Genomic DNA, 13,900 nt, shown 5'->3' with positions numbered 1-13,900 from the left:
TCTGAATTATTTATAAATAAGAATGTCTATTATTTTAGTAGGAAATAGGGAATGTATTAAATTTCAATATTAATCACTTGTTCAATCTGAGGTGCATACTTTTTAATAGTCATTTCAACACCAGATTTTAAAGTCATTTGGTTGACACTGCAACCTACGCAAGCTCCTTGCAGTTGGACTTTAACAAGGTTATCGTTTTCTATAGATAATAATGAAATATCGCCGCCATCACTTTGTAAAAATGGACGAATCTCATCTAAGGCTTTTTCAACATTTAATTTTAATTCTTCTGAAGTCATATATTACTTTTTAACTGCCGAGCAACCTGCCATTGTTGTTATTTTAATAGCTTCGGTAGGTGGTAAATCATCGTTACGTCTTACTACCTCTTCAACCACATTTTGGGTTAGCTTTTCAAAGGCTTGCTCCAAATATGTTGCTGTTTGTAGAGCAGCTGGACGTCCAACATCACCAGCTTCTCGAATACTTTGTACAAGTGGTAACTCCCCTAAAAATGGTACGTCTAAATCTTCTGCTAAATTTTTAGCACCTTCTTTCCCAAATATATAATATTTATTCTCTGGAAGTTCTTCTGGAGTAAAATACGCCATGTTTTCTATAATTCCTAAAACAGGAACATTAATGCTGTCCTGTTTAAACATTGCTACACCTTTCTTTGCATCGGCCAAAGCGACATTTTGGGGTGTGCTGACTACGACAGCACCAGTTATAGGAAGCGATTGCATAATACTCAGATGAATATCACCCGTTCCTGGAGGTAAATCAAGGAGCAAGAAGTCGAGTTCGCCCCAATGGGCATCAAAAATCATTTGATTTAAGGCTTTAGCAGCCATAGGGCCTCGCCATACAACAGCTTGATTTGGTTGTGTAAAGAAACCTATTGATAATACTTTTACACCATAATTCTCTATCGGTTTCATTTTAGATTTTCCACCAATATTAACGGCAAGAGGCTTTTCAGCTTCAACGTCAAACATGATAGGAATTGATGGTCCATAAATATCGGCGTCTAAGACACCAACATTAAATCCCATCTTAGCCAAGGTAACTGCAAGGTTGGCTGTAACTGTAGATTTTCCAACACCACCTTTCCCCGAGGCCACGGCAACAATATTTTGGATGCCAGGAATAGGATTCCCTTTTATAATATTTGGTTTTGGCTTAGCAGGAGCATCAACCTTTATATTAACCGTGATTTTTGCCTTCTCGTAAACTTTCTCGTGAATAGTTTTTAAAATATCCACTTCTGTACGCTTTTTGGCTTGTAAACTTGGATTTTTAATGGTAATATCTACAATAACTTCATCAGCGAAAGTTACTACATTTTTAACGGCACCACTTTCAACCATATTTTGTCCTTCACCTGGTACGGTTATAGACTCCAAAGCCTTTAATATATCTTGTTTGTTAAGCTTCATTTCTTTTATTAAGAATCATTCTAAAATGCAAATATATACATTAAAAACATACTAAAGATGATGCTTTAAGAACTTTTGTTTATGTGAATATTAGGATAAATTATTTGGTTAAAGAGGATGTTATTTAGCCAAAATATAACCAGTTCGAACGACAAAGACCTTTAATTTCTGACTTTAGCACATAAATCGCCTCTGAATTTTATAAACACATTCATTCTTAAAATCAATTAAAAGATTAATAAGATGTTTAAGGTAATCTAATTAGTTTTGAAGTGAAAATGGATCCCAAAAAACCTTATCTAAATCTTGAATTTGGTTATTAATAACAACAATACCTTCACTCTCTAAAAGCTGTTGCATTAAATTGGTGCCATCAAAGTGATGTTTCCCCGTTAATAGCCCTTTTCGGTTAACTACTCGGTGAGCAGGAACATCTTTTCCACCAGAGCCATTCATTGCATAACCAACCATACGGGCACTTCTTGAAGCTCCAAGATATTTTGCAATAGCTCCATAACTTGTCACGCGACCATAAGGTATTTGCTTAGCGACTGCATAAACACGGTCAAAGAAATTTAGAGTCTCAGCTTTCATTAAAACTCCTTAATAATTTTAACGAGTGTTAGAATAGAAATAATACCTGTAATACCTCCAATGATGTAATTCATATTCTTTTGAGACGTAAATGCTTTACTCTTAATTTTATCAAAGAAAAAAATATAGATATATAGCATGACGAAAGTTCCCATGGCAGCACCTGAAACATAAGATATAATGCTAGTTTGATCGAATGTAAGCCAACCAATAGATGCCAATGTAATGGTCATATACGCTTGGTATGGAATAGGAAATACATTTATAGCAGAAAGTAAAATACCATGAAAAAACCGACTATGCTTACTTCTTATTTTGGGTTCGACTTGCTGCTTCCGTTCCGATTTGGCAATTAATAAATAATAGACTGTTATTAAAATGAAAATGATTAGTGCTACTTTTTGAAGAATATCGATTATTTCGGGGTGCTTACTCAAGTAGCGAGCAAATATGGCAGCTATATAGGTTTGAAAAAAAACAACTGTACAAACCCCAATTGAAAACATAATACCTCTTGTATGCCCTTCCTTTAAACTTATTTTTGCAGCGGTCATGTTCAATAACCCGGGAGGAATTACCCCAATAAGTGCAAAAAATAACCCCAATATGAAAATAAAAGTGATATTCAATACTATTTAATTTTAAATCTAATATAAGTAATTGGTTTGTTTTGTTCTAAGTATTGCGATTCGTAAAAGGTTTGAATACTCGTAACTTCTTCGGGACTACCTTCTTGTTTGTAAACGTTATGATTGGCATAAAGCACTTCGTGTCCTGCACCATGAAGCAGCCCTAGTGTGTAACCATGCATGAATTCGCTATCGGTTTTTAAATGCAAAATACCATCAGGTCTTAAAATTTGTTTGTAGCGTTTTAAGAACTCAAGATTGGTCATACGATGCTTGGTTCGCTTATATTTTATCTGTGGATCTGGGAAAGTAATCCAGATTTCATTTACTTCATTGGCTGCAAAAGCATGGTCTATCAATTCTATTTGAGTACGCAAAAAGACAACGTTAGGTATATTTTCCTCTAAGGCAGTTTTTGCACCGCGCCAAAAACGTGCTCCTTTAATATCAACACCAATAAAGTTTTTATCTGGGTATTTTTTAGCTAATGCCACAGCATATTCGCCTTTTCCACAACCTAATTCCAGTACAATAGGATTGTCATTTTTAAAAACTTCTTTTCTCCAAGAGCCTTTTAAATTAAAATTGCTACTAACTAATTCCTCTCGAGTTGGTTGAAGGACATTAGCAAAAGTTTCATTTTCTCTAAATCTTCTAAGTTTGTTTTTACTTCCCAAGGCTTATTACCGATTTCTTATTATTCTAAAATTTTGGTAAAATTAAGGAAATATATAAGAGGGTTTATATGCATATCTTTGATTTTACATAAAACCCATATTTTAGTTGTAAACGCATAGTATAGCTTTGGTAAAATTGAATAAAAAAAGAGTTTTGGTTGCACCTCTTAATTGGGGTTTGGGACATGCTACTAGAAGTATTCCTATTATAAAGGCCTTAATAAGTGCTGATTTTGAACCAATAATTGCAAGTGATGGGGCTGCCTTAATGTTATTGCAAAAGGAATTTCCAGAATTAAAATGTTTAGAACTTCGTACTTATAATGTTACATATTCGAAGGAAGGAAAACATTTTAAACTTAAATTACTTAAGGGCTCTCCTAAACTTTTAAAAGCTATAAAGAAAGAAAACAAGTTTACTCAAGAAATTATAGAGAGATATAAAATTTCTGCAGTGATTTCAGATAATAGGTTAGGGGTACGGTCCAAAAAAGTGCCTTCTGTAATAGTAACGCACCAATTGAATGTTTTAAGTGGAAATACAACATGGTTAAGTACAATGATGCATGAACAATTTATTAGAAAGTTTGACGTGTGCTGGGTTCCTGATTACAAAGAAGAGAATAACTTGAGCGGTAAACTTGGACACCCCAAGAGCTTTGTAATTGATACTAAGTACATAGGTGCTTTAAGCCGATTTGAAAAGCAGAAATTACCAATAAAGAATGACTTACTTGTTTTGTTATCAGGTCCAGAACCCCAGCGTACACTTTTGGAAGAAAAACTATTACGAGAGTTGCAAAACTTTACAGGTAAAGTGTGTTTTGTAAAAGGTAAAATGGAAAAGAAACAGATTATTGAAGATCTGGGTAACTTAAGAATTTACAATTTCATGACCTCAAAAGACTTGGAGAAAACAATAAATGAAAGTGCTTTGGTTATTTCTAGGTCTGGCTACACAACAGTTATGGATTTGGCCCAATTAGGTAAAAAGGCTTTTTTTATTCCAACACCTGGCCAATTTGAACAAGAGTATTTAGCAAAAAGGTTGACCCATTTAGGGTTAGTTCCAAGTTGTAGTCAGGAAAAGTTTACCTTAGAAAAATTAAATTATATTCAACATTTTGAAGGATTTAATTACACAAATGGGCAACCAAATTTGAAGGACTTATTCCGCCTTTTCTAATGTGAATGAAAATTCGCTACCAACTCCAAATTGACTTTCTACATAAATTTTTTCGTCATGAGCTTCTATAATATGTTTCACTATAGATAATCCTAAACCAGAGCCGCCTTCGCTACGAGCACCACTTTGATCTACGCGATAAAATCGTTCAAAAAGGCGTGGTAAGTGTGCTTTTTCAATGCCTACACCATTATCAGTAATTCGAACTATTACCTTGTTTTTTATTAGGTTTTCAATGCTAACCTCGGTAGTACCTTTAAGGTTACCATATTTTAAAGAATTTACAATAAGATTAGCAAGCACCTGTTGTATACGCTCTTTATCGGCTTTCACGTAAATTGGATTGCTGTAATCCATATCGAAAGTCAACGTGATTTTATTTTTGCTGGCTCTCATTTCGAACATTTCAAAAACATTCTTAACCAATTCTACAATATCAAAAACTTCCATCTTTAGACTTAAATCACCAACTTCTAGTTTGGTAATCATATCTAAATCTTTAACTATATAGCTCAATCTTTCAACCCCTTTGCTGGCTCTTTTTAAATATTTTTCGCGAATTTTTTCATCATTCATAGCACCGTCCAATAGGGTTAAAATATAGCCTTGAACAGTGAATAATGGTGTTTTTAGTTCGTGCGACACATTTCCAATAAATTCTTTTCTATACTGCTCTCGAACTTTTAGAGTTTCTATCTCAAGTTTTTTGTCACGTGCAAACCTATCTATCTCTTGGGTTAATGTACCCATGTCTGTAGTTATGGCGCTTTTAGAGAGTGAAGTGGACTCTAATAGTGTTAAATCATCATAAATTTTCTTGACACGTTTATAAATTAAGCGCTCTATTCTCAATTGAATGAGAACAAACGAAACGATATACATTGTTATGGCAAGTAATGCTAGTAGTAACCAATTAACTTCAAAAAAATAATATAAAAAAACACCCATTATGAGTGTTACGCCTAACGTAGAAAAAAGGGCTGTTTTAGCCGCAAAGCGATATGTTCTTTTGAATTTAGGCTGCATTGTAATGCTAATCTACAAACTTATAGCCAACTCCCTTAACCGTTTTAAAACTTTCGTCACCTATTTTTTCTCGTAGTTTTCTAATATGAACATCAATAGTTCTACCTCCAACAATAACTTCATTACCCCAAACTTTATCAAGGATTTCATCTCGTTTAAATACTTTACCTGGTTTTGAAGTTAATAAGGACAGTAATTCAAACTCTTTGCGAGGTAATATTATTTCTTCGCCTTTAAGACTTATTTTGTATTCCTCTCTATCAATAACCAAATTCCCGATTTTGACAGTACTGCTAACAGTGTCTTCTTTAAAGCGTCTTAATAGTGCTTTTACTTTACTAACTAAAACCTTTGGCTTTATTGGTTTTGTGATATAGTCATCAGCACCCGCATCAAAACCGGCTAATTGAGAATAATCTTCACCTCTAGCAGTTAAGAAAGTAACAATGGTATCCTTTAAATCGGGGACTTTTCTAATTTGCTCACAAGCTTCAATACCATCCATTTCTGGCATCATAACATCTAAAATAATTAAATGTGGTAATTCCTTTTTAGCTTTTTTTAACCCTTCACTTCCATTTTCTGCTGTTATAATTTGATAACCTTCGTTAGATAGGTTGTAACCTACTATTTCTAGGATATCAGGTTCATCATCCACTAATAGTATTTTTATGTCTTTTTTATTCATTTTGAGCTAAAAGGTTTTACAAAAGTAAATATAAAGTTTAAAAGGTAAATTGATGAAAATCTTTAATACAAATAACGTTATGGTAACACTACATTAACTTTTAAAGGATTTCATAATATTTTAACCATTTTTTGGTATAACTTTTGTTATTATTTCTTAAATTTAACTTGATAAAATCCTACTATGATAAAAAACTACGTTTTACTTTTATTTATTGCCTCTTTATTCTTTTTGTCGTCAAAAGGATATGCCCAAAATTTTACTGGAAACTTTTCTGAAAATCAAAAGATTGAAGCGCTTTCTATATACCCCAATCCTGTAAGTAACAACAGGCAATATGTTAATATTACTACAAGATTTAATAAAACCAAGCAAATCGAATTTTTCAATGTTATAGGAAAAAAGATTTATGCAACTGTTTTAAATGGCAAAGAACTTAATATTTCCAATTTAGCAAAAGGGGTTTATTTTTTAAAAATCACAGAAAACAACATTACAGAAACTAGAAAATTAGTAATCAAGTAAGGCTAATATTATTACATTGTAAAAAAAACAGCTTAAATGGCTGTTTTTTAGTTTTATATTAAAAAGTATTGTTATTTTTAGAGGGACTAATTTTTTTAAATAATTTATTACAATGAAAAAACTTTACTTTTTACTTTTTACTTTTTTATTTTTCACTTTTTCTTATACTCAAACTTCGGTTTTTATAAATGAAATTCATTACGACGATGCGTCTGGTGACTCTGGTGAAGGAATTGAAATAGCAGGGCCAGCAGGAACAAATTTGGGTACTTATACTTTAACACCTTATAATGGTAATGGAGGTGCAGCATATAGTGTTACTGCTCTTTCTGGCATAATTCCAAATGAGGGTAGCTCTGGTTATGGAACTTTGTGGTTTCCCATTTCTGGACTGCAAAATGGAGCGCCAGATGGTATTGCACTAGATAACAATGGTGTTTTAATTCAATTTTTAAGCTACGAAGGAAGTTTTACGGCTGTGGGTGGATCGGCGGATGGTCAAACTTCAACAGATATTGGAGTTGCTGAAAGCGGCTCTATTGAAGGGGAATCTTTACAATTAACAGGTTCAGGAACTACATACGAAAATTTTGCTTGGAGCAATTCAATGACTTCTACCTACGGAACCATTAATACTGGACAAACATTTGGAGCGGCATCTCCTTCGATTAACATAACATCTCCAACCGATAATGCTGTTTTTGCTCCTGGAACTACCAATGTAAATATTGAATGGTCTACCCAAAATCTAAATGGCGGAGAGACTGTAGATGTTACTGTAAATGGTGTAACAGTTAATAATCAAACTAGCCCGACATCAGTTCCTACGTTAGATGGCTTTACTTATAATGTTACCGTCGAATTAGTTGATGGTGGTGTTATAGCCAGTGACATGATTTCTTTCGATGTCGCTGCATATACTCAAGTTGGCAACATTAATGCCTTAAGGGCTCTGGCTTCTGGAACATATGCAGAATTAACAAGTGAAGCTTTAGTTAGCTATACTAGATCTTCTAGGAATCAAAAATATATTCAAGATGCCACAGGCGGAATCCTTATTGACGACGCCCCAGGAACTATAACAACAACTTTCAATGAGGGTGATGGTATGACTGGATTAAAAGGTGTTCTTACCAATTTTAATCAGTTAATTCAAATTAATCCTGTCGAAGACATTTCGGCTAGTTCTAGTGGTAATACTATTACTCCAGATGTCGTTTCTCTTTCAGTTATTGCCGCTAATTTAAATGATTATGAAAGTAAATTAGTTAGAGTAAATAATGTAACGTTCGCTGACGGCAATGGAATAAATACTTTTTCTTCAGGCACGAATTATGTTATTAATGATGGCACAGCCTCTACGTTTAGAACAAATTTCAGTGAAGCAAATTACATTAATGAATTAATTCCAGATTCTGTAATTGATTTCCTAGCAATTGTTGGTAGTTTCAATGGTGCTGCCCAAGTTACTGCAAGAAGTCTATCTGATTTAACTACTCTATCAACATTAGGGAATTCTATTCAAGGCTTTAGCTTATCACCAAACCCAACCTCATTAGGCTATATTAATATTTTAAGTAGAAGCAATTCTAAAATGGACGTAAAAGTTTACGATATTCTTGGTAAACAAGTTATAAATGAATCATTAGAAAATAATCGATTAGACGTTTCTAAATTGACGTCTGGAGTTTACATTTTAAAAGCATCTCAAGATGATGCTATATCAACTAAGAAACTAGTTATTCAATAAATATAATTTTCTTAAATATTTTAAAAGCGTTGCTTATTGGCAACGCTTTTTTATTTAACTATTTTTGAACTACTATAATTTTATGATAGATACCAAAGCCATATTTAAAATAAAAACTGAAAGCGACTTTAAAAAAATGGCTCTTGAGGTTTTCAAATTTCAGTTTGAAAACAATAAAGTGTATCGGTCATTCTGCGATTTGATAAATAGACATCCAAGCGACGTAAACACCATAAAAGATATTCCGTTTTTACCGATTCAATTTTTTAAAACCCACCAAATTTTGAGTTCTAAAGAAAGGATAGAAAAAACGTTTACAAGTTCGGGAACGACTGGTAGTTTAACGAGTAGCCATCATGTAACCAATTTAGACATATATGAACATAGTTTTGTTACTGGGTTTAAACACTTTTATGGGAATTTTGAAGATTATACCATATTAGCGCTTTTACCATCTTATTTGGAACGCGAGGGGTCTTCGTTAATCTATATGGTTGAAGACTTAATTGAAAAATCGAAAAGTAAAGAAAGCGGTTTTTATTTGAATAATATTTCGGAATTAAAAAGTAACTTGATTAGGCTTGATTTTGAAGAAAAGAAAGTACTTCTTATAGGTGTTTCTTTTGCTTTATTAGATTTGATAGAAGCTCAAAAATTCAATCTTGAAAACACCATTATTATGGAAACTGGTGGGATGAAAGGAAGACGTAAAGAACTTGTTAGGTCTGAGCTCCATATGATATTAAAAGAAGGATTTGGAGTTAAAAATATACATAGTGAATATGGAATGACAGAATTATTAAGTCAAGCCTATTCTAAAGAGAGTGGCGTTTTTAAATGTCCTAATTGGATGAAAGTATTAACCAGAGACACAGAGGATGCTTTAACAATTCAGGAAAATGGACAAACAGGAGGGATTAACATAATTGATTTGGCTAATATTAATTCTTGCTCATTTATTGCAACTCAAGATTTAGGAAAGGTTTATCATGATGGTGCTTTTGAAGTGGTTGGTCGTTTCGACAACTCCGATATTCGTGGATGTAATTTAATGGTGTTGTAAGGTTTTAAAAAACATTACGACTACATAAGTGCTAAGAAAAAGAAAGATTAATTTTTTTAGTTGGTTGGTTAGTTAAAAGCCCGATTTAAAAATCGGGCTTTTCTTCATTTTACAGATAATACAAAGTAGTTCTTTTTACCTCTTTGCAACAATATAAATTTGTTGTTTATAAGGTCTTCTTTAGTAATTTTATAGTCTTCTTTTACCTTTTCTTTATTTATAGAGATTGAATTTTCTTTTAAGGCACGACGTGCTTCTCCGTTTGATTTTAAGAAGCCTCCTTTTTCTGCTAAAGCTGCTATAACGTCTAACCCGTTTTCAACATCATCATGTGTAATCTCTGTTTGTGGAACACCGTCAAAAACATCTAAGAAAGTCTGTTCATTCAGCGCTTTTAAATCTTCGCTTGTTGACTTTCCAAAAAGAATGTTACTAGCCTTAATAGCATTATTTAAGTCTTCTTTAGAATGTACCATGGTTGTGATTTCCTCTGCTAAACGTTTTTGAAGAACTCTTAAGTGTGGCGCTTCATTATGCTCAGAAATTAATGTATTAATAGTGGCTTCATCTAAAAAAGTAAATATTTTAATATACTTTTCTGCGTCCTCATCACTAGAGTTTAACCAATATTGATAAAATTTGTAAGGCGAAGTTCTGTTGGCATCTAACCACACATTACCGCCTTCGGACTTGCCAAATTTAGAACCATCAGATTTTGTAATTAGTGGGCAAGTAATAGCATAGCCTTTTCCATTTCCAATACGTCTAATTAATTCAGTTCCAGTGGTAATATTTCCCCATTGGTCACTTCCTCCCATTTGAATAGAGCAGTCATTGGCTTTGTATAAATGAAGGAAATCGTATCCTTGTACTAATTGATATGTAAATTCAGTAAAGCTCATCCCTTCTGAGGATTCAGATGAAATCCTATTCTTTACAGAGTCCTTAGCCATCATATAATTTACGGTAATATGTTTGCCAACATCTCGAATAAATTCTAGGAATGAAAATTCTTTCATCCAATCATAATTATTAACTAAAATAGCAGCATTATCTGCATGGCTTTCAAAATCTAAAAAGTGCGCTAATTGATTCTTTATGGCCTCTTGGTTGTGTCGTAATGTTTTTTCATCTAATAAATTACGTTCATTAGATTTACCAGAAGGATCTCCAATCATACCAGTAGCACCGCCAACTAAAGCAATGGGCTTGTGACCACATCGTTGGTAATGAGCCAATAACATAATGGGTACTAAATTTCCAATATGTAAAGAATCTGCTGTTGGATCGAACCCTATATAAGCACTGCGCATACTCTCCATTAAATGTGCCTCAGCACCCGGCATTACGGTATGAATCATACCTCTCCACGTCAATTCTTCAACAAAATTCTTTATCATGCTTTATAAAATTTAATAAACTAGGGCAAATATAAAAATACGCTCATAATTACTTATGCATTCTGAATATTTCTTTACATTAGTTATATGATTTTAGTAACAGGTAGTACAGGTTTATTAGGAGGGCATTTAATTTATGAGTTGGTCGCTAAAGGCGAAAAAGTTAGGGCCATTTATAGGAATGAAAGCAAACTTAAAAATGTAAGAAGTGTATTCTCTTGTTATACTGATGATGTAGAAGATTTATTTAATAAAATAGAATGGTTTAAAGCAGATATTTTAGATATACCTGCTTTAACTGAAGCGTTCAAAGACGTTTCTTATGTATACCATTGTGCTGCTTTTGTGTCTTTTGAACCAGATAAGTATCATTTGTTAAGACGCACAAATATTGAAGGTACAGCCAACATTGTTAATATTTGTTTAGCAACTAATATTAAGAAGCTCTGTTATGTAAGCTCTATTGCTACCTTAGGCAAAGAGTTGAATAATAAACCTATTACCGAAACGACTCAATGGAATCCAGATGGTGATAATAATGTTTATGCTATTACCAAATATGGTGCAGAAATGGAAGTTTGGCGCGCCACGCAAGAGGGGTTAGATGTTGTAATAGTGAAGCCAGGAGTAATTATTGGATCAGGTATATGGCGTTATGGATCTGGTAATTTATTTAAAAGAGCTTATAAAGGGATAAAATTTTATACTAATGGAAGCGTTGGGTTAATTGATGTTGCTGATGTTGTGTCTATTATGATAAAGTTAATGAATAGTAATATTAAGAATGAATCATTTCTGCTTGTTGCTGAAAATTGGAATTACAAACAATTTTTAGAAAGTCTTTCATTATCTGTAAAAAGACATCCGCCTAAAAAATTAGCTTCACCAGTACTTTTACAAATAGCTTGGAGATTAGATTGGTTAAAGCATAAAATAACTGGGCAACGCAGACAATTAACAAGGCATTTAGTAAATTCTCTTCAAACTAAAAGAGCTTACAATAATCATAAAGTTAAAGATAGATTAAATTATAATTTTAATTCTATTGAGAGTGCTATTTCAAAGGTTGCGGCAGACTATCTGAAACAGGCTGAATAAGTCCTTTTTCAGGTTTTTTGTTTATCAATTTTCGTCTTAACGAATCGATTTTTTTAAACTGCTTAAGGGAATCTCGAACTTTTAAAGCATTAATAGAATCTTTTTTAGTTTTTTCCTTCAATTCCATTTCCTCCTGCTTTTCAAATAATTCCTTTAATAATTTCAAGCTGTCTCTAACTTTTTTATAGATTTCATCATAATCATCTATATAAAAAGCGTAATAATCACTACTTGAGGCAAATTGGATACTATCAATTTTATGTTTTTTATAAACGTATGTTTCAGGGACAATTTTATTATTTTCTAATACAGCTCTATTAGACCCAGTTGAAGAGGTTAACAATCTAATATCTATTAAAATATTAACCATTTCTTCTTTTGAAAGCAGATTTTCAGGTTTTTCTGGACCTTTAAGTTCATAGCAACTCGCAAGCACAATAAAAACAATGAAAAGAATTGTAAAACGTTTTTTAATCATCTATTAAAAGTTAATCGTTTAGCTACTTTTTTATTAGAAAACTTAAAATTATTATATACTAAATTACCATTTAAAAAGGTGTGTGTAATTCTAGATTTAAAGGTTGTTCCTTCAAATGGAGACCAGCCACATTTATAAAGAATATTTTCCTTTTTTACCGTCCATGGATTATTTAAATCAACTAATACAAAATCAGCATAATACCCTTTTTTAATATACCCTCTTCTTTCGACATCAAACAAAATAGCAGGGTTGTGGCACATCTTTTCAACAATCTTCTCTAATGAAATTTTTTCTTTGTGATACAATTCTAACATGGCAGGAAGCGCATGCTGCACCAATGGCCCACCCGAAGGTGCCTTTGTGTAGTTGTTGCTTTTTTCTTCAAGCGTGTGCGGTGCATGATCTGTTGCTATAACATCAATTCTGTCATCTAATAGTGCTTCGAGTAGTTGTTCCTTGTCTTTTTCAGTTTTAACAGCAGGGTTCCATTTAATATGGGTGCCTTTTTTGTCGTAATCTTTATCTGAAAACCATAAATGATGGATACAAACTTCAGAAGTTATTTTTTTGTCTTTTAAAGGGATTTTATTGCTAAATAAATTCGTTTCCTTTCCAGTAGACAAATGAAAGACATGTAGTCTTGCACCCGTTTTTTTTGCGAGTTCAATAGCTTTTGAAGAGGATAAATAGCAAGCCTCTTCACTTCGAATAATAGGGTGTTTACTAATGGGGATATTTTCGCCATAAGCTTCAATGTGCTCTTGAAGGTTTTTTTTAATGGTATTTTCGTCCTCGCAATGAACGGAGATGACCATATTGGTGCTTTTAAATATTTTCTCAAGAACAACAGGGTCATCAACTAACATGTTTCCTGTTGAGGAGCCTAAAAATAATTTCAAACCAGCAACAGTTTTTGGATCCACTTTTAGTATTTCATCAAGATTATCATTAGTGCCGCCAAACATAAATGAATAATTAGCCCATGAGGTTTTAGATGCTATCTCAAACTTCTCTTCTAATTTTTGGGCAGTTGTTGTTTGAGGGTTGGTATTAGGCATCTCAATAAATGAGGTAATACCTCCTGCAATGGCTGCTCTCGATTCAGTTTTAATATCCGCTTTATGAGTTAATCCAGGTTCTCTAAAGTGTACTTGGTCATCTATTGCGCCAGGTAATAGATGTTTGCCTTCAGCATCTATAACAAGAACATCACCCGATTTAGCGCTTATAGAGCTACTTATTTCTTTTATAAATTCACCTTCAATAAGTATATCACCGCTTATTATCGACCCTTCGTTTACAATATTTGCATTTTTTATAAGTGTGGTTCTTAGCTTCATTTTT

General features: G+C 32.9%; 15 protein-coding genes. 5 read left to right on the top strand and 10 right to left on the bottom strand.

Annotated features, from left to right (window positions below; all coding sequences use genetic code 11):
* Positions 1–56: 56 nt before the first annotated feature.
* The 5 genes from FEF17_RS02865 to trmB form a co-directional block, all read right to left on the bottom strand.
* Positions 57–299 carry a NifU family protein gene (locus tag FEF17_RS02865; protein ID WP_139000861.1) on the bottom strand — a complete coding sequence of 81 codons (243 nt, stop codon included), beginning with the start codon at positions 297–299 and terminating at the stop codon, positions 57–59.
* Positions 300–302: 3 nt separating this feature from the next.
* Positions 303–1,439 (bottom strand): Mrp/NBP35 family ATP-binding protein, encoded by a 1,137-nt coding sequence (locus tag FEF17_RS02860; protein WP_139000860.1) that lies wholly within the window; start codon positions 1,437–1,439, stop codon positions 303–305.
* A 261-nt stretch (positions 1,440–1,700) separates the two neighbouring features.
* Positions 1,701–2,033 carry an MGMT family protein gene (locus FEF17_RS02855; protein ID WP_139000859.1) on the bottom strand — a complete coding sequence of 111 codons (333 nt, stop codon included), beginning with the start codon at positions 2,031–2,033 and terminating at the stop codon, positions 1,701–1,703.
* Entirely contained in the window at positions 2,033–2,662 is a 630-nt protein-coding gene (locus tag FEF17_RS02850) for a LysE family transporter (protein WP_139000858.1), read from the bottom strand. Before FEF17_RS02850 ends, FEF17_RS02855 begins: the two co-directional genes overlap by 1 nt.
* A 2-nt stretch (positions 2,663–2,664) precedes the next feature.
* Positions 2,665–3,339, bottom strand: a complete 675-nt coding sequence (trmB, locus tag FEF17_RS02845; RefSeq protein ID WP_139000857.1) for a tRNA (guanosine(46)-N7)-methyltransferase TrmB — start codon at positions 3,337–3,339, stop codon at positions 2,665–2,667.
* Positions 3,340–3,475: 136 nt separating this feature from the next.
* Between trmB and FEF17_RS02840 the strand changes: the two genes are divergently transcribed.
* Positions 3,476–4,525: a glycosyltransferase gene (locus FEF17_RS02840; RefSeq protein WP_139000856.1), complete on the top strand. Its 1,050-nt coding sequence runs from the start codon at positions 3,476–3,478 to the stop codon at positions 4,523–4,525.
* Here the strand turns inward: FEF17_RS02840 and FEF17_RS02835 are convergent.
* Entirely contained in the window at positions 4,508–5,551 is a 1,044-nt protein-coding gene (locus tag FEF17_RS02835; protein WP_139000855.1) for a sensor histidine kinase, read from the bottom strand. The two genes, FEF17_RS02840 and FEF17_RS02835, sit on opposite strands and share 18 nt — an antisense overlap.
* A gap of 7 nt (positions 5,552–5,558) precedes the next feature.
* Complete coding sequence (locus FEF17_RS02830; protein ID WP_139000854.1) at positions 5,559–6,239, bottom strand: response regulator transcription factor; 681 nt, start codon at positions 6,237–6,239, stop codon at positions 5,559–5,561.
* Positions 6,240–6,422: 183 nt separating this feature from the next.
* Between FEF17_RS02830 and FEF17_RS02825 the strand changes: the two genes are divergently transcribed.
* The 3 genes from FEF17_RS02825 to FEF17_RS02815 all read left to right on the top strand — a co-directional run bounded on the left by FEF17_RS02825 (position 6,423) and on the right by FEF17_RS02815 (position 9,577).
* A complete protein-coding gene (locus FEF17_RS02825; RefSeq protein WP_139000853.1) occupies positions 6,423–6,764 on the top strand; it encodes a T9SS type A sorting domain-containing protein in 342 nt (113 codons plus the stop codon).
* 112 nt (positions 6,765–6,876) lie between these two features.
* Complete coding sequence (locus tag FEF17_RS02820; RefSeq protein ID WP_139000852.1) at positions 6,877–8,514, top strand: T9SS type A sorting domain-containing protein; 1,638 nt, start codon at positions 6,877–6,879, stop codon at positions 8,512–8,514.
* 82 nt (positions 8,515–8,596) lie between these two features.
* Entirely contained in the window at positions 8,597–9,577 is a 981-nt protein-coding gene (locus FEF17_RS02815) for a LuxE/PaaK family acyltransferase (RefSeq protein ID WP_139000851.1), read from the top strand.
* A gap of 104 nt (positions 9,578–9,681) precedes the next feature.
* On the opposite strand, the gene tyrS is transcribed toward FEF17_RS02815, so the two are convergent.
* The gene (gene tyrS / locus FEF17_RS02810) at positions 9,682–10,977 is read right to left on the bottom strand and encodes a tyrosine--tRNA ligase (protein ID WP_139000850.1); all 1,296 of its coding nucleotides are present in this window, start codon (positions 10,975–10,977) and stop codon (positions 9,682–9,684) included.
* 87 nt (positions 10,978–11,064) lie between these two features.
* Here tyrS and FEF17_RS02805 point away from each other — a divergent pair, with 87 nt between their 5' ends.
* Positions 11,065–12,075: an NAD-dependent epimerase/dehydratase family protein gene (locus FEF17_RS02805; RefSeq protein ID WP_139000849.1), complete on the top strand. Its 1,011-nt coding sequence runs from the start codon at positions 11,065–11,067 to the stop codon at positions 12,073–12,075.
* Here the strand turns inward: FEF17_RS02805 and FEF17_RS02800 are convergent.
* Together FEF17_RS02800 and FEF17_RS02795 are read right to left on the bottom strand one after the other, a co-directional pair.
* Positions 12,032–12,553 carry a DUF4296 domain-containing protein gene (locus tag FEF17_RS02800; RefSeq protein ID WP_139000848.1) on the bottom strand — a complete coding sequence of 174 codons (522 nt, stop codon included), beginning with the start codon at positions 12,551–12,553 and terminating at the stop codon, positions 12,032–12,034. The two genes, FEF17_RS02805 and FEF17_RS02800, sit on opposite strands and share 44 nt — an antisense overlap.
* Positions 12,550–13,896 (bottom strand): dihydroorotase, encoded by a 1,347-nt coding sequence (locus tag FEF17_RS02795; protein ID WP_139000847.1) that lies wholly within the window; start codon positions 13,894–13,896, stop codon positions 12,550–12,552. The genes FEF17_RS02800 and FEF17_RS02795 overlap by 4 nt, the downstream gene beginning before the upstream one ends.
* Positions 13,897–13,900: the final 4 nt, after the last annotated feature.

The sequence above is a fragment of the Hyunsoonleella aestuarii genome, assembly GCF_006148925.1.
Taxonomy (GTDB): domain Bacteria; phylum Bacteroidota; class Bacteroidia; order Flavobacteriales; family Flavobacteriaceae; genus Algibacter_D; species Algibacter_D aestuarii.
This window is presented reverse-complemented; position numbering and strand designations above follow the sequence as displayed.